This is a genomic window from Cytobacillus oceanisediminis 2691, assembly GCF_007678455.1.
In the GTDB taxonomy this organism is placed as follows: Bacteria; Bacillota; Bacilli; order Bacillales; family Cytobacillaceae; genus Mesobacillus; species Mesobacillus oceanisediminis_A.
This window is the reverse complement of the sequence record NZ_VEEP01000009.1, coordinates 156,234-176,814: the sequence shown is the minus strand read 5'-3', so window position 1 is coordinate 176,814 and position 20,581 is coordinate 156,234. Positions and strand designations below refer to the sequence as shown.

The window sequence follows — 20,581 nt, the reverse complement described above, 5'->3', positions numbered from 1 at the left end:
TATTACTTAGGAAAGATGGGCGAATGTGAAAATGAAAAAAGCAGAAGTTTATGTTTTGTCAGGATTTCTGGGAACAGGAAAAACGACTTTATTGAAGCGTCTTTTACAGCATGAAAAAGACGCTGAACGGAATATCGCTGTGATGATGAATGAGCTTGGCAGTGTATCGATTGATTCGGATGCCGTCGATTCGGATGTCCCGTTGAAAGAGTTATTGGGAGGATGCATTTGCTGTACAATCCAGGATAAACTTGAATCCCAGCTACAAGGATTGCTTTTCGATCATGACCTCGATGCGATCTATATTGAAACAACGGGTGCTGCACATCCGGTAGAAGTTTTGGATGCAGTTCTGTCACCGCTGTTTGCGGACAAACTGATGATCAAAGGAATTATCACGACTGTGGATGGGCAGCAATGGCTTAATAGAACAAGTCTCGATCCGCAGGTCCATCAGCTTTTACTTGAACAGGTCAAGCATGCTGACCTGGTCATTATCAATAAATCAGATTTGCTCAGTGAATCGCAACAGGCCAAAATCAGTATGGATCTTCAAGGCCTTAATCCTAAAGCGAAATGTATTTTGAGTTCTTATTCCAAGATGCCAATGAAACTTTTGGAAGGATTGGCCTATTCAAAAAAAGCCGAAAGTACAGATTCACATGTGTTGGCGGATTTAAGACTGAGTACCTTTGTTTACCGGTTCCAGACTGCGATAAACCAAAGGGCATTTGAAGATTTTTTAAGGGCACTTCCGGATTCCATTTATCGCATTAAAGGATATGTATTGTTTGACCATTCCCCATATCCCGACTTATTCCAGTATTCATATGGCATGCCGTTCTATATGAAGGAATACATGAAGATGCCACTGAACCTCGTTTTCATTGGCCAGGTTACAGATTGGAACAACATAGAACAGCAGCTAAGGAAACTTGAAGAATAATAATGATTGACCCTGCCCAGCTTGTCTGGGCTTTTTATTTGCAATTATTTCCCTGAATAGTAAAGGGTGTAAAAGCAAAAACTTTCATGTAGCAAATGAACTGAATGGTTCTCAGAATAAATCCAGATAAAAATACGCCAGGTTAAGAAGAGATGATCATATGAAAGTAATTAAAATTTTTATATTGGCCATGGTACTCCTAACATTTACAGACATAAGCGTAATGGCAAAGAAACAGCCGGACAAGGTTAAAATGCCACAGTGGGAAGAAGTAAATGAACTCCTGCCGAGGTACTGTAAGTTCACTGTCATGGACCTGGAAACAGGTCTCCGATTCCGGGTCCAAAGAAGAGCCGGAAGCAACCATGCGGATGTCCAGCCCCTTACATCGGAAGATACAGCGATCATGAAGAAAATATACAGTGGCAAATGGAGCTGGAAGCGCAGGGCGATAATCGTCATCTCGGAAAAGGGGAAAATCGCCGCTTCGATGCACGGAATGCCTCATGGAGGCGGAGCTTTGAAAAATAACTTTCCTGGCCATTTTTGCATCCACTTTTATGGAAGTACAACTCACCGTACAAATTTTATGGATTTATCCCATAAACTGATGATATTAAAGTCGGCAGGAAAGCTTGAGAAGTATCTGGAACAAACAGATCCATATGATTTGGTTAATGCGTATATCGCAGGAATCAAACAGCAGGATCCTTACATCGTTTCATTTATCTCTCTCCAGGATCTTAAATGGAAAAAGCTGCTGCCGCTAATTGAGAATATCAGCATAAACCGTATGGAGGTCTTGCCAGCTGAGGATGTGGGAGATCAATTGACTTTGACGGTACCTGTGGAAATAAATTGGCAGATAAAAGGAAGAGGCGGACGGAATTTCACAGGAGAGATTGTACTTGTCAGATTCTTGGGAAATGAACAATGGAAGGTTGATTCAACCCGTTTTCTTGAAGATAATAAAATAACGATACCTAAATGAAAAGCTTGAGAACTTGTCTCAAGCTTTTCATTGTTGTTCCTGAAGGGCAAGTCAAGGCTCGCTATATCCCTTTCACGTTAACTTTCACCGAATTTGGCAAAGGTTTTTTCATCTTCAACAAGACCGCAGGCTGCACATTGGATTTTCATTTCCGGACCTTTATAAGGAAGGTGGAAGGGATCCAATTGGTCATTAGAATACTGTTCCACAATCTCTCCTGATTGGGGGTTTAATTTTACAGGCTGAGGAACCTGGGAAATCATATTGAATCTGGTCCGATTGGTTTTGCAATTAGGACAACGATACGGTTTGCTCATAATATAGTCTCCTTTAAAGTCATTTATCTTTATTTTTTGCATTGTCGTGCTGAATTATGTAAATATACAAAGTAAGGACCTGAAACAGTCATTTTTGTACAGGAGGCAGTAAAGTGCAGACAGAAGAATATGAGAAATTACTTGATGAATACAGGATGATTTGGAACAATCGCCGGCTGGAGTCAGCGCAAGCGCCAGGAAAGATTCTTAGAGAGGCCATTCTCAGGGATCTAAGAGATGAGAATTCCCATCCGAGGGCCAGAAAATCACTAAAAGATAAATACTATCTTGCCACAAAAAGGATTATGGAATCATCATTGTCAACTGAAAGCAAAATCACTTTAATTCGATTACATCTGGAATTGACGGATGTTATTCAGCAGAATGACTCGAATTAGGGGACGAAATATGGGGATGAGGGCATATTGCTGGACTTCAGTTCTGAATGCAGTTGATGTGTTCCTGTTCTATAAAAGGAAGTGTGTGCTTCCTTTTTTTTATATGAGAAAAATGTCAAAAAATATCATCACAAGACTTGCTTTTATACCCCTTATGGTATAAAATTTATATTGTAAGTTCAGTGATGAACAAGAATTTATAAGAGGTGAAGTGTAGTTGCTTACTGGTTTTATCATCATTCTCCTTTTGGTCACCTTGATTTTCAACCGATATGTACCTGTGAGGAATCTTCGGGCGGTAAACGGCTATGAACATGAAGCGGTATTTGTCGACCTGAGGGATTATCAGGATTCAGCTAAAAATCCCGTCAATGGAGCAATTAATATCCCATGTGGATATTTAAAAAGATATATAAAGGAAATTCCGAACGAACAAATTGTGATTATTGCATCCAATGAAGTAGAAAAGAATTTTGGAGCAAGATTGCTTAAGAAGTATGGTTATGATATTAAGGGTTATACCATTACTGGACCATCACAATAGGAGGTGGCTAAAGTGGAGTACAATAAAGAAATAGTCAATCGCTTGAAAAGGATCGAGGGGCAGGTTCGGGGCAGCATACGCTTATTGGATGAACAGGAAGAATGCAAGTCGGTAGTGACTCAGCTGTCAGCAATCCGTTCTGCAGTCGATCGTACCATTGCCTTGATCGTCAGCAAGAATCTAGAACAATGCTTGATCAGTGATTTACAGGAAGGCCGGGAAACATCGCAGGCAGTAAATGATGCAGTAGAACTGCTTGTCAAGAGCAGGAAATAAATCGATTTCTGTTCTTGACAAGGCGATTTTTGTCACTTAAAATACCCTTATGGGTATATGGGTGTGTGAATCCAATCCTTCTCTATTATGATCTACCAAAAAGATAACGAGGTGTATATGGATGGATGTAATAATTAATGTGTTAATTGTTGTTTTAGCTGTAGCTTTCTTATGGAGCCGCTTAGCACCAACCAAAGGTGTGAATCAGATTACGACAGCACAGCTGCGTGAGATGGTGAAAACAAAGCCGGCAGGTACACAATTTGTTGACGTCAGAACTCCTGGCGAATATAAAGGAAACCATATTAAAGGGTTCAAAAATATTCCGCTTCAACAGCTGGCAAACCGCACAGGAGAACTATCTCAGGAAAAAGATGTAGTCGTCATTTGCCAAAGTGGCATGCGCAGCAGCCAGGCAAGCAAGTTATTGAAAAAAGCTGGATTTAAAAATGTTACAAATGTAAAGGGCGGCATGAGCGCCTGGTAATTAATAAGGGGGAAAAGAGAATGCGTCAAATGACACCAACAGAAGTGCAAAATAAATTAGGTACCAATGAATTTGAAGTTGTGGATGTTCGTGAGGTAAGTGAGGTTGCACAAGGAAAGATTCCAGGTGCGATCCACATTCCACTGGGACTTCTTGAGTTCAGGATGAATGAACTGGACAAGAACAAAACATATGTAATGGTTTGCCGTTCTGGCGGCCGCAGTTCTAGAGCATCGCAATTCCTTGATTATTACGGATATAATGTGATCAATATGCAGGGCGGTATGATGGCATGGGAAGGTCCAACTGAATAATACAGCAATAGAGACGGCGATGGCTGTCTCTATTTTTTATTCTATAGGAAATTATAAAAGCATTTTTATGTGGATAACTACATATGGGTGTCTTAGTCTAGCTCCAGCGCCTAGCCCCTCGAGACGCTTGTCGGGGCTGAACAAGGCGCTTGCGCTTTTTGTTCTGTAATCAAGACCATGACGTAAATAGGATTAGATACGTTCGATTTCATAGATTTATCACAAATTAGAGATATAATAATGTGAGATACTAGTGGAAGAAAAGGAGTTAATTATGAAGCGGACCTATTTGTTGGCAGCGGTGGTTTTCACTGTTTTGTTATCTGCCTGTTCTTTCGAATCATATGAACCAATCCCAAAAGATTCTTCTATTATATCTACAGTGAACATAAAAGAAATGACCATTTCTTATTATGATATGGATAAAGAGGAAAAATTGCCTGATTGGAGGGTTGACCGTCCATATATAGGCGGAATGATCCTGCCTGATGGGGACACTCTCCTGCTTTACGGAAAAACCTTGGAAACGGTCGATCTCTATTCATTAAGCAAAGGGGAAAAAATCGATTCCTGGGAAACAGGTGAAGGGATCGTAAATTCTTTATTAGTTAGTGACGGAACGGAAATAGCCTTTGCTGATCAAAACAGGGAAAGCATCCGTTTTTTTGATATTAACGGGAAAGAAGTGAAAGAGGTCAGGGCGGAGAAAGACCCTTTGACACTCCTTGAAGCGGAAGACAAACTTTATGTGATCAGCTATAACCAGGATATGCTTACTGTTATCGATTTGATGAATAAAGAAAGGCTCCCTGGATTTAAAGTTCATCCTGCAGCAGCAGGGGCAATCATGAGCACAGGAAAAGATGAGCTATGGATTGGCGGGCATGGCAAAGGAACCCAAATTGAAGAGCGAATACACATTTATGATCTAAAAAACGGGACGTTAAAAAAAGAAATACCAGCTCCTGTAATGCCAGTGGATTTTACCAAGAATGAAGACAATATTTTTGTTTTGAGCCATGGATCCAATACGCTGTATAAATTGTCAGGGGAAGGGACAAAGAAGGATTCGATCAAGGTAGGTGCCAATCCTTTTGAAATTGAGGTTTTTGAAGATAAGCTGATTGTTGCCGGTTATGATAGCAACGAGGTGTATATCATCAACCCCGAAAACTTATCGATTGAAAAAACGCTGAAAGTCGGCGATGGCCCCTTTCAAATAGTTACGAGGGAGAGATAACAGGATGAATCCCGTAAATGTTCTGATCATTGATGACGAAGAGGATATGCGTAACCTCGTTCAAATGTATCTGGAAAACTCAGGTTTTACATGTGTTCATGCAGCTGATGGTGTGGAAGGATTGAGGAAGCTGAAAGAACAGAAATTCGACCTGGTCATTCTTGATATCATGATGCCATTTGAGGATGGCTTTGCGGTATGCGGAAAAATACGCGCTTTTTCACAAGTGCCGATTATATTTTTATCAGCAAAAGGAGAAGAATGGGATAAAGTGAAGGGCCTCCAGCTTGGAGGGGATGATTATATCGTCAAGCCATTCAGTCCAGGTGAGCTGGTAGCAAGAATCAATGCGCTGTTAAGAAGGACATCTTTCGTTAAGAATGAAGATGAGACAGTTATTCTGGGGAAAATCACCATCGATAAAAAGGGAAGAAGAGTTAGTGTAGACAGTGAAATTGTTCCACTGACTCTCAAAGAATTCGAGCTGCTCGTCTTTCTCGTCAAACACCAGGGCCAGGCCCTGAGCAGGGAACAACTGCTTGAATATGTATGGGGTATGGATTACCATGGCAGTTTAAGAACGGTGGATACACATATTAAGACACTGCGAATGAAACTGGGTACAGGTGACTATATACAAACTATATGGGGAGTCGGATATAAGTTCGAGGTGCCGGCAGGATGATTTCTTTTTCAGACAGCCTATTTAAAAAGCTATGGCTGACGGTTACAGCGACAATCTTGATTACCGTATTATATTCGTTTTTCTTATCTTACCTATTTTACGAGAAACTTTATGTCGATATTGTCGAAGAATCGTTAATGGCTGAAGGTAACCGGCTTGCGAGCGACTATAAGGGCGGACCACTGACAGATGAAATGAGGCAGCAAGTGGAATGGTACAATGAAAAATCAGAATCAGAGGTTTTTCTTGTCAGCAATCCCAAGGAGTTAAGTGCCTGCCTGCCCTATTCAATCGATTATGAGACGCTTATCGGACAAGAAGAACGGGAGCAGCTTTTGGAAGGTGAGCCTGTACTGAAATCTGGTTTTGAAGAGAGGTTCGGCCGGAAAATACTTGCTGTTGCCATTCCTCTTCTTGATAATAGCAGACTTGAAGGGATTATATACCTTTACGTCCCGCTAGCCAAAATTTCCGAACTAACCGTTGATTTTTCATTTCTCTGGCTAATTGGTGGAGTAGTGTTCATTGTAATAGCTGCCTACCTTGGCTTTAAAATGCTTCACCGGCTTACGAGGCCTCTCGCAGCAATGAAGCAGGCAGCTGAAAAGGTATCTGATGGAGATTATTCGGCGCGTGTGGATATTCAGTCGAATGATGAGATTGGCGAGCTTGCAAAGGCCTTTAACCATATGTCAGAGTCTGTCCAAAAAGAGGATGAAAAAAAGAGGGAGTTCCTGGCTGATGTATCCCATGAACTCAGGACTCCTATCAGCTATATCAAAGGTTATAGTGAAGCAATGGAAGCTGGGATAATCAAAGATCCTGAAGAAAGAAATAAATACCTAAAACTCATCAACAGAGAATCTGCCAGGATGGTTAAAATTGTTGAGGACCTGCTTGATCTTTCAAGGCTGGATGCGGAAGAATACAAGCTGGTCAAAAGCCCTTTTTCGCTTGCGCAGCTTATCGATGATTTTATCATTAAGTATGAGCCGGCAATGAACGAAAAACATATCAGCCTGTCGCTTGATCTGGATCCGGATATTATCATCAATGGTGATGAAGGCAGACTGGAACAAATCTTTCAGAACATCATTGACAACTCCATTCGCTATACTGAAAAAGATGGAATGATATCAATCAGGCTGAACAAACATTCATTTGGCTGCAAAGTTGAAATCCAAGACACCGGTATTGGGATACCAGCTGAAGATATTGCCAAGCTTACTGATCGCTTTTACAGGGTGAACAAGGCAAGGTCTCGAGCAGATGGCGGAACAGGCCTAGGTCTTGCCATCGTTGATAAATTAGTGAAGCTCCATGATGGAAAGATGGAAATTGCGAGCGAGCTTGGAAAAGGCACAACCATCAAGCTCTATTTTCCGGTAATAAAATGATCATCGTCCAAAATGACATATCTTGATTATAATTAGCTCATACTTTCAACACATTTTAAGGCTAGGATATCACTGTATTAATCTTAATTAAGGGGTAAAAAGAATGAAACGATTATGGACAACAATAATGGTGGTTCTGCTGGGACTGTTTGCAACGGCTTGTACGCAAGATCAAGCTGAAGAAGAGCCGCAATTTTTAGAAGTCGATCTCACTGCCAATCCTGAAAAAGCGGAGAAAGGTGAAGAGATTACATTTGAGGCCAAAGTTTCTTACGGACCGGAAGAAGTAGAAGATGCGGAAGAGGTTAAATTTGAAATCTGGCGTTCTCAGTCAGAGGACCATGAAAAGATTGTAGTAAACCATGCTGAAAATGGAGTATATCGATTGAAGAAGTCTTTTGAAGAAGAAGGGACCTACTATATTATTTCTCATGTCACGGCACGACGTATGCATAACATGCCAAAAATCGAATTTGTAGTCGGCAATCCAAGTGAGCCGGAAGAGGGCAACTCTGCTGACATGAAAATGGATGACAAGGATGAACATAATAAAGAAGAGAGCGGACACTGATTTTAAGCGGCAGTTGCCGCTTTTTTTTTGAGCCAAAATCCAATGATATCAGTGTAACACTTTTAACGTTTGTAATATGGTTGAAAAAAAAGTAAAGAATGAGGCTTTATAAAAAAAGTGTCAATAACTTTGTTTTTCCTTTTTGAGGTGAGGATGGTTATTAAATAAAAATATGGTTAATTGTGCCTAGATGAAAATTCCTAAAAACCCTTTTAAAATGCGGTGCAGGAATATATTTCAAATTATATTTTGATAGAATAGTAATATTTCCATTTAAGACCAGATTTATTACAAAAAAGCCATGATATGATGAGTTTGTAAGCGAGAGATAAAAAAAATTCATTATTTCGGGAGGAATTGGGGAATGAAAAAGAAATTGATCTTTTCAGTAGCAGCAGCTGCAGCATTATTCGCTGCTAATCCAGTTATGAATAAAGCAGATGCATCAACTATACAGACAAAGGTTTACTATTACCAAAGCGGGAATCTCAACGATCTGAATGTAGATTCTATTATGCAAAAGTATTTCAAGAATTATCAATTCTCTTGGAAACAAGCAGCGCCAGCTCAAAAGCAAGCAGCACCAGTTCAAAAGAATGACCAGAAGCAAACAGAAGCTCCTCAACCTGCAAAAGTTCAGCAGCCTGCGAAAGCACCGGCTCCTGCGCCAGTCAAGGAACCTGCAAAGTCTCCTTCACAGGTAGCCGCTAAAGCACCAGCTTCCTCAGCTGTAAGTGCTTATGAACAAAAAGTAGTAGAGCTGACAAACCAGGAGAGAGCTAAGAACGGTTTAAAACCACTTGCACTTGATACGGAATTGAGCAAAGTTGCCAGGGAAAAATCCCGTGATATGCAAAGCAAGGGCTACTTCAGCCATACAAGCCCAACTTATGGTTCACCATTTGATATGATGAAGAAGTTTGGCATCACATATCGCTCAGCTGGTGAGAATATCGCTATGGGCCAGCCAACACCTGAAGAGGTAGTGAAAGCATGGATGAACAGTTCAGGCCACCGTGCCAACATTCTTAACTCAAGCTACACTCACATCGGTGTAGGTCATGTAGCAAACGGCAATTACTGGACTCAAATGTTCATCGGCAAGTAATTCAATATACAAAAGGAGAACAGCCTGAAATGGCTGTTCTTTTTTTGTTTTTTAGTAAATTATAAATTTGTTTAGTTGAGTATTACTACATGTGGGATTCTTAATCCAGCTCCAGCGCCTAGCCCCTCGAGTCGCTTCGGTCCGCCCAATGAAGTCAAAGAACGACTTCACCGGTCAGCCCTCCAGCGCTTGTCGGGGCTGAACGAGGCGCTTACGCTTTTTATTCGTTAAGTCGAAATATCGATTTCGGAAAACTGGAGATCGACAATCTTGGGCAGCCGAAGCTCTAATACTCCATCCCGGTGGGTGGCGGATGCACCCTTGCGCTTCACTGTCGCTGGCAACACAATTGTGTGTTTATCAGAGAAGTCAGGTATGTGTTCAATGATTACCTGATTTGAAGTATAAAACATTTTCATTTGATTCAGCCATGTGTCATTTTTTAGAGGCACCCTTACATATACAAAGTCATGGGTTTCGAAAATTTCCGCGTTCAATTTATTTGTCGGTTTGTCTGATGGTGAAGCGTCTTGTTGCTGCATTCCTTTTAACCACTCTTCAGGCTTAAACATCCCTTTCATATCTGGCTGGAGCATTTTACCCATCATTTGCTGAACATAGTTTTCGATTTCTTCAGGTTTCATCTCCAGAAACTTTCTTTGTGAATTTTTATCGAACGGCAACATATTCCATGGAAACAATTATATCCCGCCTTTCAAACAGCCCATCATCGATATGTATAATATATGCAGGCAGATGCCCAGCGGTTAAAAGGTGTGATTTATTTCTCCTTAAAAGTTAAAAGTTGCAAAACAGCCATCTTCTTTTTAGTATAGTGATAAGTAGTCTAATGAAGATGAGGAGTACAGGTTGTGGAAAATAAAACTGCTTTGATTACCGGTGGTGCGGCCGGAATAGGAAGGCGGACAGCCCAGCAGCTTGCTGCCGAAGGGGTCAACACGATCATAAATTATCGGAACAGCAAAAATGAAGCAGAAGAACTTGCTGCCTATTTGACAGAAATGTACAAAACAAGGAATATTTGCATTCAAGGTGATATTACGGAATATGAGGCTTGTGGACAAATTGTTTCCCAAGCATTAAAGGAATTTCCCGCCATCGATATAGTCGTTCATAATGCAGGTCCATATGTTTCTGAAAGGAAAAAAATGGGGGAGTATAACATTGATGAGTGGAATTATATCATAAATGGAAATTTGAACGCTGTTTTTTATTTATCTAATCTTATTATCCCCTCAATGAGAAAGCGGAAATGGGGGAGAATTATAACGGTTGGTTTTGACAGGGTCGAATCTGCTCCCGGATGGATTTACAGGTCTGCGTTCGCAGCTGCTAAATCCGGTTTGGCATCATTGACAAAAACCATTGCTTTAGAAGAAGCGGAGAATGGAATTACCGCAAATATGGTTTGTCCTGGAGACATCGTTGGTGAATGGAAGGAGAAAGCAATCGAAGATTCCCTTCATAATGTCGATCCAACTGTCCCTGTAGGAAGACCTGGTACGGGAGAGGATGTTTCCAGAGTGATCAGTTTCCTGGCAAACGAACAATCCAGTTTCATTACCGGGAGCATCATTCCGATAACAGGCGGTAAAGATGTCCTGGGGAAAATCTTTCGGGAATAATCTTAGACAGAAAAGGCTCTGGGCAAACCAGGGCTTTTGCTGTTTTATGAATAGTCTCAGTTAAAGCTGAAAGTTGATTTTTAAACCCTGTTGATTGTAGTGGAAGGCGCGTAGACTCCTTGAAAATGCTAACGCATTTCCTTCGTGCGTGGGCAGGTTCAAGGAAGCCAAATCAATGTCCTGCGGGCGCAGCTGGTCAGGTGAGACCTAGGTGAAATGATTCACGTGAGGAATCATTTGCACCCCGCAGGAGCAAAGCGACGAGGAGGCTCAGCGCCAGCCCCAAGGAAGAATTGCTTATGAAAAAGACGGCCTTTGGTCTTTTTCATATTCTTCCAGCGGAAAGCGAAGCGCCTGGAACGAAAATCAACAGCCATGTTTAACAGTCCCTATGAATAAGGAAATGATTGATGGGAAAGCTAATAACAAACAAATTCAAGTCGGTTTAAATTATCTAATTATTATTGCGATTTAGTTTATTTATTGAGGTGAACGAGATGGGAATAGGTTTCAATATGAATAGGATCAACCCGAATCAGACACAAATCTTTTTTGATGATGGACGTTATGAGACACTGACAGATGCAGAATTGGAGGCGTTCTTATCAGAAGCCTCACTATATGAACATGAAGAATCGCAAATTCAGGATCCGTTTAATTGACGGAAGGAGTCCTTAAAACAGTGCAAGATGAAAAAGGCAATCCTTTTCCCGCTTATCAGTAATCTAAAGATCATTGCATACTGCCATCCAGAATAGAATTCCAGGACAAAATAAAAACGCCCTAAAAGGGCGTTTTCTGTTATGCTTCCAGCAATTGTACGGCTTCCTCTTCCTGTGGAACAGTCCTCTTCAGGTAAAGGGTATATTGATCTTTAGGAATTTCATAAAGATCATAAACCTCTCCGGCAGCATTAAGTTGTTCGTATATATTTCTTCGAGTATCGTTTGCTTTCACAATATAATGCAGTTTTTCTGCCGCTTTGAGGGAGCGGATATTCACTTTCCTGATTCGCATGAAAATAGTTTCAATCCCCAGTTCATAAAATAATTCCTGGAAAAAGGCATCCTTTGCCAAGTTATTATAGCCCTTTCCATGGTATGGCTTGCCCAGCCAAGTACCTAAGAATCCTGCGCCTTCCTGAATGTCGTACAGATTGATTGTGCCGATTGGAGCACCCCATTCGTCAAGAATGGTACGGGATATCAGTTCACCCTGTTCATCAGCTTCAATCGTTTGTTTTGTAATGAAGACGAATTCTTCATATGAATTGGCCTTTTGACGCACAAAAGGGAAGACATCCGGATGCGCCATCAGCTCAAATAATTCGTGGCAATCATGAAGATCGCGTTTCTTGAGCATTTGTATCCCTCCACACAGGGCAGTCCTGTCCCGTACGAATGTACTGTACGGCCACCCTCGAAATTTTTTGTAAGTTGCTAAAAAATTTCGGGGTGGGAATCGAACCCACTAGAACCAGGATACTGGTGGCGCACCATTTGCCTTCCCTAATCACTTTGCTTTATTAAATTTTATTTCCAAGAAGTATATTACAGGATAATCGCAAAAAAGCAAATAGGTTTTTTATCTTTTTTTTCTGCGTATTTTTGCCAAAAATCTACACTGTTTTTCGACTATTTTTGATAAACAATTTTGCCATTTATCATAGTCCATACTGGTTTGGCGCTATAGTGGAACGGATGCTGATTCCATAAGACCAAATCTGCGTCTTTCCCGCTTTCAATACTGCCGACAAGGTGGTCAACCCGTAAATTACGTGCAGGCAAAATCGTGATGCCCTCAAGTGCTTTTTGTTCGGACAAACCTTCACGGACTGCGATAGAGGCACACAGATTCAAGTACTGGATTGGTGTATATGGGTGGTCGGTCGTTACAGATACTTCAACACCCTGATTGGTCAATTCCTGATAAGTTTTCCAGCTCTTATTCTTGAGTTCGACCTTTGACCGGCGGGTAAGGGTGGGTCCGACAGAAACTTTTAAATTAAGTCCTGCCAGCTCTTCAGCTATCAAGTGTCCTTCTGTACAGTGCTCAATCCGCAAATCAAGGTTGAATTCATCGGCAAATCTGATTGCTGACATGATATCATCAGCTCGATGGGCGTGAACCCTCACTGGGATCTCCCTTTTCAAAGCTTGAATGATGGGCTTGATTCTCAAGGAATCTGGATTGTCGGCATGCATCGCTTCATAAAATGCTTCCCTCAGCATCCCCATGATTCCCATCCGGGTGATTGAATCTTTATTGCCCATACTGTGGATGCGCTTGGGGTTTTCACCAAGTGCGATTTTTAAGCCAGCCGTTTCCTGGATAATCATGTTTTTGATGTTTTTTCCAGCAGTTTTGATGACAGATGTAGTACCGCCAATCACATTTGCGCTTCCCGGCATAACATGCACTGTGGTAATCCCATATTTGAGGGCATCACTGAAAGCAGGATCGAGCGGATAAACACCATCTATCGCCCGTACATGAGGACTCATCGGCTCAATTGTTTCGTTGGCGTCATTACCTGCCCACCCCGTTCCCTCATCGTAGAGACCAAGATGGGTATGGACATCAATGAAGCCTGGAAGCAGGAAGTTCCCGGAGCAGTCTATAATCGCATCCCCTGATGCGATGGGGATATCTTCTTCGATCCTGGATATTTTCCCTTTTTCTATCAAAACATCACAATTTGATCTTTGTTCAGAAGTGATTGGGATTACATTGGCATTTTTCAATAAAATCCTGTTCATATTCCATCCTATCCTGTTTTTATTTTCTTGCATCTTTTAAAAATAAGGCTCTGTTAAACAAGGCTGTTGATTTTCGTTCCTGGCGCTTCGTTTTCCGCTGGAAGAATTGAAAAAGACCAACTGCCGTCTTTTTCATAAGCAATTCTTCCTTGAACCTGCCCACACACGAAGTAAATGCCTTAGCATTTTCGAAGAGTCTTCGCGCCTTCCACTACAATCAACAGGGTGTAAAAGTCACATTTTGGCTTTATCAGAAACAAAAATAAAGACCTTTAACATTCATTATAATGAAAAAGTTCGGCAATCATGAAACTTTTTTACGGCCATTTCGTACAGTTAACTATAAGAGTATCAGGAGGAATAGACTATGCCAAAAAATGATGAACGGCTCTTAGCTGCTGGAATATATTTGATCAGTTTTTTAACCGCGTTTTTGGGACCGCTGATTATCTGGCTTGTGAAGAAAGATGATTCAAGCTATGTTGATTACCATGGACGGGAATATATGAACTTTTTCATTTCTTATACAGTATATGGAATTATCAGCGGAATTCTCGTCATCCTGCTGATAGGGATCTTTATGTTGTGGATCATCGGGATAATGGCCATGGTATTCACGATTGTAGGTGCAATAAAGGCTTACGAAGGGCAGGAATATCGAATTCCATTCATTTTCAGGATTTTGTAGTATAAAGATTTTAATGGATCCGGCATAAATACTGCCGGATTATTTTTTGTTTTTTTGAACGAATTTTCTTCTCATCCGTCTTATGAATGTAAAACAAATGAGGGGGTTTCAGAATGGAATTTTTAGCTGATGTGAACTGGGCACTAATTGCACCTATACTGGTCATTCAGGTTATTTTATTGATTGTTGCGCTGGTTGACTTGATAAGAATAGAAAAAACAAATGGACCAAAATGGCTATGGGCAGTGATCATATTGTTGATTAATATAATCGGGCCAATCTTGTACTTCGTGATTGGAAGGAGAAATCAGTAATGGCCTTAGTCCGTGTTGAAAATCTTGAAAAAAGCTTCAAGGATTTATTAGTGATAAAGGGGCTGAATTTTGAACTGGAAACCGGAAAATGTGTAGCTTTGATCGGAGCTAACGGAGCAGGGAAAACAACTACATTAAAGATGATTTCCGGATTACTTGAACCGACAAAAGGAAGGATTGTATTTGAGGGAGAAAAGCATGGAGATGATCATCGCCGGATGATTGGTTATCTCCCGCAGCATCCTGTTTTCCATGACTGGATGACCGCCAGGGAATTCCTGGAATATGTCGGAAAGTTATCAGGATTGGAAGCGAAGGAAGCTAAGGCAAGGTCAGCAGAACTTCTCGAGCTTGTGGGTTTAACCGATGCAAAAAACAGGAGAATCGGCAAGTTTTCCGGCGGGATGAAACAGAGGCTAGGAATTGCCCAGGCAATCATCCACCGGCCAAAGCTGATCATGCTTGATGAACCAGTATCAGCGCTTGATCCTTTCGGGAGAAGAGAAGTGCTTGAGCTGCTGGATCGGCTGAAGAGGGATGCAACCGTATTATTCTCCACCCATATCCTTAATGATGCGGAAGAGGTTTGTGAAAGCATTTTGTTCCTGCATAATGGTGAAATGATCGAATCGGGGACAATGGAGGAATTCAGGGAGAAATATCATCAGTCCAAAATTGACCTTGTATTTAATCGGGAAGCAAAAGGGTTCCTGGATTCCTTTTCCGGCCAGGAGAAAATCACTTCCATTCAAACAGATGGATATAAAGCAAGTATATTTACGGAAGATCTGGAAGCCGTTAAGAATATGATCCTTAACCAGGCAGGCAAAGACAACTGGCCGCTCATTAAATATGAAATAGGATCCATCAGCCTGGAAGATGTGTTCATGAAGGTGGTGCAAAAATGAAGCAGTGGTTCACGCTTTTAAACAAAGAATTCCTGGAAATGGCCAGAAACTACAAATGGATCTGGATGCCGCTTGCATTTATTCTGCTTGGGGTACTGGATCCGGTGACCACCTATTATTTACCTGAAATCATCAGTTCGTCAGGCGGCCTTCCCGAGGGAGCGGTTTTTGAAATGCCAGTGCCGTCTCCTGAAGAGGTATTCATCATGAGCCTTGGAGAGTATCAAATGCTCGGAGTATTATTTATTGTACTCTCATTTATGGGAACGGTTTCCAGCGAGCGAAAAAGCGGCGTTGCCCAGTTGATCCTTGTCAAACCTGTTTCGTATGTCGCCTATATCACTTCCAAATGGACAGCAGCCCTTATCTTAATCATTCTATCTTTCTTCCTAGGGATGTTGGCAAGCTGGTATTATACTGGTGTTCTATTCGAGTTTCTGCCTTTCAGCAGCCTGATGGAGGTAGTTGGTTTATACTCCCTTTGGCTCGTTCTTGTACTGTCTTTCTTAATTTTATGCAGTGCTGCGTTTATCCATCCTGGGGCTGCTGCGGTGACAGTCCTTGTAACGGTATTTGTTACTACGATGATCGGAGGATCTTTCCAGCATCTGATAGAATGGAGCCCTACGCAGCTCTTTTCTTATGCGTCCGAGAGATTGATTGCTGATTCTTGGTCAGAACATGTTTGGCCGGCTGCAGGCTTAACCGTTACAATGATCATTTTATTCTTGAGCCTGGCAATCTACATTTTTAAGAAAAAGGAACTAGCGAATTAGGACTTGGTCACTGGCCAGGTCTTTTTTTAGTTGATTTAATTCTAGTACAAAAGAACTGTTTTTCATTTCGCGTTGTCGAAAAATATCATTCAGACCTTAGAAAAAAATATTTCTTTCAACACATTTCTATGATTTTTTTATATAATAATTGGAAAAATATAGAGATAAAGACCTAAAATACCCCGTGAAGTCCTCCTTTCCTTGTCGAAATCATTAGATTGCTAAAGTTAAGTGATTGAATACAATGAAAATTAAGATAAAAAGGAGGGGTAATATGTCGACAAGAAAAAAGCTTTATGCAGGAACATTGGCAGTGCTCTTAGGGGCAGCAACCATTTTTAATGCAGGTGTTGGAAAAGGAGAAGCAGAAGGGAATACAGAAAATACATACCTTGTCGTTTTTAAAGATGAACAGGGACTTCCTGCAGGCTATGCAGATGCAATCAAAAAAGCTGGCGGAAAAGTGGAAGATAAGCTGGACAAGCTTGGAGCGGTTGAGGTCACTTCGAAAAATGCTAACTTCCTGAACGATGTGAAAAAATCATCCCTTGTATTGGGGGCGGGAGTCGAGAATACCGTTTATCCAGAACAAACGATTGATGGTGAAACATTAACGGCGGAAGATTTTGCTGAAGGAGCAGACATTTATAACAAATATATGTGGGATATCAAGCAGGTGACGAATGATGGCGAGTCCTGGAAACTTCCAGGCGGAACTGGCTTATCTGCAGACGGGGAAGATATTGTTGTTGGTGTAATCGACACCGGAATTGATTACAATCACCCAGATCTGAAAGACAATTATGCCGGAGGAAAGTCATTCGTTCCTGGCTATGATGATCCAATCGACCAGAATAGCCATGGTACCCACGTTGCTGGTTCAATTGCCGCTAAAGGAAGAGCACTGGGCGTGGGTCCAGATCTTAAAGTGGCATCTTATCGGGTGTTCGGGCCAACAGGCGGAGCAGCAACCTCCCATATTGCCGAGGCACTGATGACAGCCGCGGACGATAATGTTGACGTAGTTAACATGTCCCTGGGAGGATATGACTGGTTCCAGGATCCTGCATATGCAACAAAAGACATTGTAGCGGATGTGCAATTGTTCAATCGTGCGATTCAGTACGCGATCAAAAACGGTGTGACGGTTGTCGGTTCAGCGGGGAACAATGCTGTCAATCTAAGCAGTCCGGGGAAATTGTCAGGTGATGACAACGGGGCGACCCACAGAAGTCCTAGCAGCCAGACAATGATCAGGGTTTCTGCCGGCGGTGCTTTGAAGAATCTTGCCTTCTACTCTAACTATGGAGTTGGTAAAATCGATGTGATGGCTCCAGGGGGAGACCTTGGACCAAACTATGATCCTTCAACAGGGGCAGGAAGAGATAATAGCTATCTTGCATGGAGTACAGTGCCAGTACTTGATGCTGATAAAAATGTCGTTGGCCACGCATACGGCGGTAAGGGCGGAACTTCAATGGCTGCACCGAAAACTGCGGCTCTTGCAGGTGTAGTAATCGCAAAGCACGGCAAGGACCAGCTTACTCCTGCACAAGTAAAAGCAATCATCCAAAATTCTGCTGAAGATATCTTCAAGCCAGGATACGATGAAAATGCAGGACATGGTTTAATTAATGCAGTAAATGCTTTGAAATTGAAATAAGAGATTTGGGCAGACAGGGATTCCTGTCTGTTTTTTATTCACCTGAGATATCACGCCCTTTTACTAGCTTTGAACAGCACGGCTCTTGCATAACAAATTGACTCATCAGAAAAACCTAGCATGATTGTCCTCCTTGATTAATAGACATAGAATGACGAAGTAGATTTTCTTCAAGGAGAGAATAGATATGAGTATCCGGGAGTTTTACCAACAAAAAGCTTATATTAATTTAAACGGTTCTATCATATCAGCAGGGATCCTTTTGGTAACTTTAACGATCAGTCTGGTTTTTTCCTGGGATTTGCCTCTATTTCTTGTTTCGATTCCATTTCTGGCTGTAAGCCTTATCCATTATATCGGTTTTGTATTGTATAAAAATAAGACGGACGTGACACCAATACCTGTTCCCTTCTATGACGATAAGCAACTTTTCGAGCATAATAGCCTTCTTTTGGCGTTTGCCCCGGCACCCGCTTTAAAGATGTTTTTTTTTACTCCTGATGGCATGCTTGCTGGGGAAATGAGAGAAGTCAAAGTTAGGAAATACAGGTGGTTTATCCCTGATTTTGCTGATAAAAAAATAAGGAAACGGATCGGAATTTATGACTCCCATGGAAGGATGCAAGGAAGCCTGGACGAAGAGGGAAAAAGGATGAAATTACGGGATCAAAAAGGGGAAATCACCGGCTTATTTTATCCGGGAAAAAAGCAGCCGGGAGTTGCTGGCATAGCGTTTGTTAAGAACGGAAAAAAGTTGAGAGTAAAAGAATCCTCCGGTCTGTATAATGATATTAAGTTGGTACGGGAAGAAGGGGAGGTCGCGGCAAGGCTTCAAAAAGGCTGGATGCCCCTTGAGTGGACCCAATATTTTAAAGAGGCAAATACACCAGTACTTGCCTTCGATTATAGTTTGAGCCAGGAAGAGCGGCTGACAGTATTTGCTGCCCTTGCTATTCGCTATATGTATTACGATCACTAGTTTGAAAATTATTCCACTTCTTTTTTTTTCGTTTATCCAACCTTCTATCAGGTTACAGATAGATAGGAAACAAAAGGAGGTTGGAATATGGTAAACCAGCAATATCAGGATTGTATTCAGGCTTGTATTGAATGTATCGAAGCTTGTAATGTATGTTTTGATTCCTGCCTGAAGGAAGAGAATGTAAAAATGATGGCTGAGTGCATCAGGATGGACAGAGAATGTGCAGAAATCTGCGGCATGGCAGTGACAGCGATGCAGACCAACAGCCACTTCGTCAACCAGATCTGCGGTTTATGTGCGGATATTTGCGAAGCCTGCGGCAATGAATGTAAAAAGCATGATCATGAACATTGCCAAAAATGTGCGGAAGCATGCTTTAATTGCGCAGAAGAATGCAGAAAAATTGCGTCATAATCATTGGAATGATCAGCTGCTATGCTGGTCATTTTTTTTGCTTAGGACTGCCTAAAAAGGGCAGGAGCAGGATTGATAAAGTGCTGCAAGATAGCATGTCTATTGAACAATTCGGATATTTATGGCATCTTGTAATATAACGAAGGATTTTGGGGGCGTAAACATGTTAATTGATTTAATTAAATGCCATGGATCGAATAATGATTTCTTACTGATAGATGAAAGTGACCGCAACTATAAATTTGATGATTTTAAAAGGCGTGATTTGGCGTTGGCGCTATGTGACCGGGAAAACTCATTGGGGGCAGATGGAATCCTGTTCATCCGTCCCAGCAAGGTCGCAGATGCGCAATATCGCATCTTTAATTCGGACGGCACTGAAGCATCCATGTGCGGAAATGGACTTCGCTGTGCAGGCCGGTATGTATGCGAGAAGCTGGGAGTGGATGAAGCGGTCATTGAAACGATGAAGGCTAATCTGAAGGTCAGGAAGCATGAAGAAGTCTTCAGTGGAATTCCTACCTATCAAGTGGAAATTTCTCCGGTCACCTTTGACTTGAACGATTTGCCATTAAATTTGGATCAGGATACCCTCATCCAGGAGAGGATCCCCGCATTGTCAGAAGAATTAACATTTACCGCGTTGGCTGTACCTAATCCGCACCTAACAGCCGTTGTCAGCAAAGACCAGTTGGATTCTGATCTGCAGACTGAGCTAAGTGAAAAATTAAACCAGCCAAACGATTTATTTCCTGATGGTGTTAATGTCAGCTTCATCAGACTGCTGGAAAAGGGAAGCATTTTTGTCAGGACTTTTGAAAGGGGAGTAGGCTACACAAACGCCTGTGGCACAGCTATGTCAGCCTCAACTCTTGTTACATGCCTGATGAATGAAAATGAGTATGATCAGCCAATAGATGTGTACAACAATGGAGGAATGGTACAGTGTGCAGTCCATAAAGAAGGTGAAACCTTCACCATTGATTTGATTGGCAATGCCACGTTTGTGTACTCCGCCCAGATCGATATTGATTTTAATGCCGATGGAATCCTTACAGAGATTCTTGAACAGGAAGACTTCAATGAAGATTTGCAATATGAAAAGCTGCAGGAGCATGCCAAAAAGTATCTCAGCAGATTTTAAGAGGGATATGTAT

General features: G+C 41.6%; 26 protein-coding genes. 22 read left to right on the top strand and 4 right to left on the bottom strand.

Annotated elements, in window-relative coordinates:
* Nucleotides 1-31 precede the first annotated feature (31 nt).
* Both FS736_RS18040 and FS736_RS18035 read left to right on the top strand, forming a co-directional pair.
* The gene (locus FS736_RS18040; protein ID WP_144479843.1) at nucleotides 32-946 is read left to right on the top strand and encodes a CobW family GTP-binding protein; all 915 of its coding nucleotides are present in this window, start codon (nucleotides 32-34) and stop codon (nucleotides 944-946) included.
* A gap of 160 nt (nucleotides 947-1,106) precedes the next feature.
* Nucleotides 1,107-1,937, top strand: coding sequence for a hypothetical protein (locus tag FS736_RS18035; RefSeq protein WP_144479842.1), 831 nt, complete (start codon nucleotides 1,107-1,109; stop codon nucleotides 1,935-1,937).
* Nucleotides 1,938-2,014: 77 nt separating this feature from the next.
* On the opposite strand, the gene FS736_RS18030 is transcribed toward FS736_RS18035, so the two are convergent.
* Nucleotides 2,015-2,254, bottom strand: coding sequence for a DNA alkylation repair protein (locus FS736_RS18030; RefSeq protein ID WP_144479840.1), 240 nt, complete (start codon nucleotides 2,252-2,254; stop codon nucleotides 2,015-2,017).
* A gap of 113 nt (nucleotides 2,255-2,367) precedes the next feature.
* Between FS736_RS18030 and FS736_RS18025 the strand changes: the two genes are divergently transcribed.
* The 10 genes from FS736_RS18025 to FS736_RS17980 all read left to right on the top strand — a co-directional run bounded on the left by FS736_RS18025 (nucleotide 2,368) and on the right by FS736_RS17980 (nucleotide 9,274).
* Nucleotides 2,368-2,652 (top strand): hypothetical protein, encoded by a 285-nt coding sequence (locus tag FS736_RS18025; RefSeq protein WP_260983644.1) that lies wholly within the window; start codon nucleotides 2,368-2,370, stop codon nucleotides 2,650-2,652.
* Nucleotides 2,653-2,869: 217 nt separating this feature from the next.
* Nucleotides 2,870-3,196, top strand: coding sequence for a rhodanese-like domain-containing protein (locus FS736_RS18020; RefSeq protein WP_144479838.1), 327 nt, complete (start codon nucleotides 2,870-2,872; stop codon nucleotides 3,194-3,196).
* Between the two features lie 12 nt (nucleotides 3,197-3,208).
* Nucleotides 3,209-3,472 (top strand): metal-sensitive transcriptional regulator, encoded by a 264-nt coding sequence (locus FS736_RS18015; protein WP_144479836.1) that lies wholly within the window; start codon nucleotides 3,209-3,211, stop codon nucleotides 3,470-3,472.
* A 121-nt stretch (nucleotides 3,473-3,593) separates the two neighbouring features.
* A complete protein-coding gene (locus FS736_RS18010) occupies nucleotides 3,594-3,959 on the top strand; it encodes a rhodanese-like domain-containing protein (RefSeq protein ID WP_144479834.1) in 366 nt (121 codons plus the stop codon).
* Between the two features lie 20 nt (nucleotides 3,960-3,979).
* Nucleotides 3,980-4,273 (top strand): rhodanese-like domain-containing protein, encoded by a 294-nt coding sequence (locus tag FS736_RS18005; RefSeq protein WP_144479832.1) that lies wholly within the window; start codon nucleotides 3,980-3,982, stop codon nucleotides 4,271-4,273.
* 274 nt (nucleotides 4,274-4,547) lie between these two features.
* The gene (locus FS736_RS18000) at nucleotides 4,548-5,513 is read left to right on the top strand and encodes a YncE family protein (RefSeq protein WP_144479830.1); all 966 of its coding nucleotides are present in this window, start codon (nucleotides 4,548-4,550) and stop codon (nucleotides 5,511-5,513) included.
* A gap of 4 nt (nucleotides 5,514-5,517) precedes the next feature.
* Complete coding sequence (locus tag FS736_RS17995; protein ID WP_144479828.1) at nucleotides 5,518-6,198, top strand: response regulator transcription factor; 681 nt, start codon at nucleotides 5,518-5,520, stop codon at nucleotides 6,196-6,198.
* The gene (locus tag FS736_RS17990; RefSeq protein WP_144479826.1) at nucleotides 6,195-7,595 is read left to right on the top strand and encodes a sensor histidine kinase; all 1,401 of its coding nucleotides are present in this window, start codon (nucleotides 6,195-6,197) and stop codon (nucleotides 7,593-7,595) included. Before FS736_RS17995 ends, FS736_RS17990 begins: the two co-directional genes overlap by 4 nt.
* Before the next feature lie 103 nt (nucleotides 7,596-7,698).
* Nucleotides 7,699-8,166, top strand: a complete 468-nt coding sequence (locus tag FS736_RS17985; RefSeq protein ID WP_144479824.1) for a FixH family protein — start codon at nucleotides 7,699-7,701, stop codon at nucleotides 8,164-8,166.
* A gap of 364 nt (nucleotides 8,167-8,530) precedes the next feature.
* Entirely contained in the window at nucleotides 8,531-9,274 is a 744-nt protein-coding gene (locus FS736_RS17980) for a CAP domain-containing protein (RefSeq protein WP_144479822.1), read from the top strand.
* A 227-nt stretch (nucleotides 9,275-9,501) separates the two neighbouring features.
* Here FS736_RS17980 and FS736_RS17975 read toward each other — a convergent pair whose 3' ends face one another.
* Complete coding sequence (locus FS736_RS17975) at nucleotides 9,502-9,975, bottom strand: Hsp20/alpha crystallin family protein (protein ID WP_144479820.1); 474 nt, start codon at nucleotides 9,973-9,975, stop codon at nucleotides 9,502-9,504.
* A 171-nt stretch (nucleotides 9,976-10,146) separates the two neighbouring features.
* On the opposite strand from FS736_RS17975, the gene FS736_RS17970 reads away from it, so the two are divergent.
* Together FS736_RS17970 and FS736_RS24420 are read left to right on the top strand one after the other, a co-directional pair.
* Complete coding sequence (locus tag FS736_RS17970; RefSeq protein ID WP_144479818.1) at nucleotides 10,147-10,920, top strand: SDR family oxidoreductase; 774 nt, start codon at nucleotides 10,147-10,149, stop codon at nucleotides 10,918-10,920.
* A 497-nt stretch (nucleotides 10,921-11,417) separates the two neighbouring features.
* A complete protein-coding gene (locus FS736_RS24420) occupies nucleotides 11,418-11,582 on the top strand; it encodes a hypothetical protein (protein ID WP_186326839.1) in 165 nt (54 codons plus the stop codon).
* 139 nt (nucleotides 11,583-11,721) lie between these two features.
* Here FS736_RS24420 and FS736_RS17965 read toward each other — a convergent pair whose 3' ends face one another.
* Complete coding sequence (locus FS736_RS17965) at nucleotides 11,722-12,282, bottom strand: GNAT family N-acetyltransferase (protein ID WP_144479816.1); 561 nt, start codon at nucleotides 12,280-12,282, stop codon at nucleotides 11,722-11,724.
* 272 nt (nucleotides 12,283-12,554) lie between these two features.
* On the bottom strand, nucleotides 12,555-13,679 hold the full coding sequence (locus FS736_RS17960) for an amidohydrolase (protein WP_144479814.1): 1,125 nt from the start codon (nucleotides 13,677-13,679) through the stop codon (nucleotides 12,555-12,557).
* 367 nt (nucleotides 13,680-14,046) lie between these two features.
* Between FS736_RS17960 and FS736_RS17955 the strand changes: the two genes are divergently transcribed.
* The 8 genes from FS736_RS17955 (at nucleotide 14,047) to dapF (ending at nucleotide 20,568) form a co-directional block, all read left to right on the top strand.
* Nucleotides 14,047-14,367 carry a DUF4870 domain-containing protein gene (locus tag FS736_RS17955; protein WP_144479812.1) on the top strand — a complete coding sequence of 107 codons (321 nt, stop codon included), beginning with the start codon at nucleotides 14,047-14,049 and terminating at the stop codon, nucleotides 14,365-14,367.
* Between the two features lie 113 nt (nucleotides 14,368-14,480).
* The gene (locus FS736_RS17950) at nucleotides 14,481-14,681 is read left to right on the top strand and encodes a PLD nuclease N-terminal domain-containing protein (RefSeq protein WP_144479810.1); all 201 of its coding nucleotides are present in this window, start codon (nucleotides 14,481-14,483) and stop codon (nucleotides 14,679-14,681) included.
* Nucleotides 14,681-15,589, top strand: a complete 909-nt coding sequence (locus FS736_RS17945) for an ABC transporter ATP-binding protein (protein WP_144479808.1) — start codon at nucleotides 14,681-14,683, stop codon at nucleotides 15,587-15,589. Before FS736_RS17950 ends, FS736_RS17945 begins: the two co-directional genes overlap by 1 nt.
* A complete protein-coding gene (locus FS736_RS17940; protein WP_144479806.1) occupies nucleotides 15,586-16,365 on the top strand; it encodes an ABC transporter permease in 780 nt (259 codons plus the stop codon). Before FS736_RS17945 ends, FS736_RS17940 begins: the two co-directional genes overlap by 4 nt.
* Nucleotides 16,366-16,639: 274 nt before the next feature.
* On the top strand, nucleotides 16,640-18,028 hold the full coding sequence (locus FS736_RS17935; protein ID WP_144479804.1) for a S8 family peptidase: 1,389 nt from the start codon (nucleotides 16,640-16,642) through the stop codon (nucleotides 18,026-18,028).
* 187 nt (nucleotides 18,029-18,215) lie between these two features.
* Complete coding sequence (locus tag FS736_RS17930) at nucleotides 18,216-19,007, top strand: hypothetical protein (protein WP_144479803.1); 792 nt, start codon at nucleotides 18,216-18,218, stop codon at nucleotides 19,005-19,007.
* A gap of 87 nt (nucleotides 19,008-19,094) precedes the next feature.
* On the top strand, nucleotides 19,095-19,424 hold the full coding sequence (locus FS736_RS17925) for a four-helix bundle copper-binding protein (RefSeq protein ID WP_144479801.1): 330 nt from the start codon (nucleotides 19,095-19,097) through the stop codon (nucleotides 19,422-19,424).
* 163 nt (nucleotides 19,425-19,587) lie between these two features.
* Nucleotides 19,588-20,568 carry a diaminopimelate epimerase gene (gene dapF, locus FS736_RS17920; protein WP_144479799.1) on the top strand — a complete coding sequence of 327 codons (981 nt, stop codon included), beginning with the start codon at nucleotides 19,588-19,590 and terminating at the stop codon, nucleotides 20,566-20,568.
* Nucleotides 20,569-20,581 lie beyond the last annotated feature (13 nt).

Bases quoted from the DNA above. Each gene is read 5' to 3' on its own strand.
- FS736_RS17985 (WP_144479824.1), top strand. From the start codon at position 7,699: ATGAAACGATTATGGACAACAATAATGGTGGTTCTGCTGGGACTGTTT.
- FS736_RS17925 (WP_144479801.1), top strand. From the start codon at position 19,095: ATGGTAAACCAGCAATATCAGGATTGTATTCAGGCTTGTATTGAATGT.
- FS736_RS18005 (WP_144479832.1), top strand. From the start codon at position 3,980: ATGCGTCAAATGACACCAACAGAAGTGCAAAATAAATTAGGTACCAAT.
- FS736_RS18010 (WP_144479834.1), top strand. From the start codon at position 3,594: ATGGATGTAATAATTAATGTGTTAATTGTTGTTTTAGCTGTAGCTTTC.
- FS736_RS17950 (WP_144479810.1), top strand. From the start codon at position 14,481: ATGGAATTTTTAGCTGATGTGAACTGGGCACTAATTGCACCTATACTG.
- FS736_RS24420 (WP_186326839.1), top strand. From the start codon at position 11,418: ATGGGAATAGGTTTCAATATGAATAGGATCAACCCGAATCAGACACAA.
- FS736_RS17965 (WP_144479816.1), bottom strand. From the start codon at position 12,282: ATGCTCAAGAAACGCGATCTTCATGATTGCCACGAATTATTTGAGCTG.
- FS736_RS17955 (WP_144479812.1), top strand. From the start codon at position 14,047: ATGCCAAAAAATGATGAACGGCTCTTAGCTGCTGGAATATATTTGATC.
- FS736_RS17945 (WP_144479808.1), top strand. From the start codon at position 14,681: ATGGCCTTAGTCCGTGTTGAAAATCTTGAAAAAAGCTTCAAGGATTTA.
- FS736_RS17930 (WP_144479803.1), top strand. From the start codon at position 18,216: ATGAGTATCCGGGAGTTTTACCAACAAAAAGCTTATATTAATTTAAAC.
- dapF (WP_144479799.1), top strand. From the start codon at position 19,588: ATGTTAATTGATTTAATTAAATGCCATGGATCGAATAATGATTTCTTA.
- FS736_RS17940 (WP_144479806.1), top strand. From the start codon at position 15,586: ATGAAGCAGTGGTTCACGCTTTTAAACAAAGAATTCCTGGAAATGGCC.
- FS736_RS18040 (WP_144479843.1), top strand. From the start codon at position 32: ATGAAAAAAGCAGAAGTTTATGTTTTGTCAGGATTTCTGGGAACAGGA.
- FS736_RS18030 (WP_144479840.1), bottom strand. From the start codon at position 2,254: ATGAGCAAACCGTATCGTTGTCCTAATTGCAAAACCAATCGGACCAGA.
- FS736_RS17995 (WP_144479828.1), top strand. From the start codon at position 5,518: ATGAATCCCGTAAATGTTCTGATCATTGATGACGAAGAGGATATGCGT.
- FS736_RS17980 (WP_144479822.1), top strand. From the start codon at position 8,531: ATGAAAAAGAAATTGATCTTTTCAGTAGCAGCAGCTGCAGCATTATTC.
- FS736_RS18000 (WP_144479830.1), top strand. From the start codon at position 4,548: ATGAAGCGGACCTATTTGTTGGCAGCGGTGGTTTTCACTGTTTTGTTA.
- FS736_RS17990 (WP_144479826.1), top strand. From the start codon at position 6,195: ATGATTTCTTTTTCAGACAGCCTATTTAAAAAGCTATGGCTGACGGTT.
- FS736_RS17935 (WP_144479804.1), top strand. From the start codon at position 16,640: ATGTCGACAAGAAAAAAGCTTTATGCAGGAACATTGGCAGTGCTCTTA.
- FS736_RS18035 (WP_144479842.1), top strand. From the start codon at position 1,107: ATGAAAGTAATTAAAATTTTTATATTGGCCATGGTACTCCTAACATTT.
- FS736_RS17960 (WP_144479814.1), bottom strand. From the start codon at position 13,679: ATGAACAGGATTTTATTGAAAAATGCCAATGTAATCCCAATCACTTCT.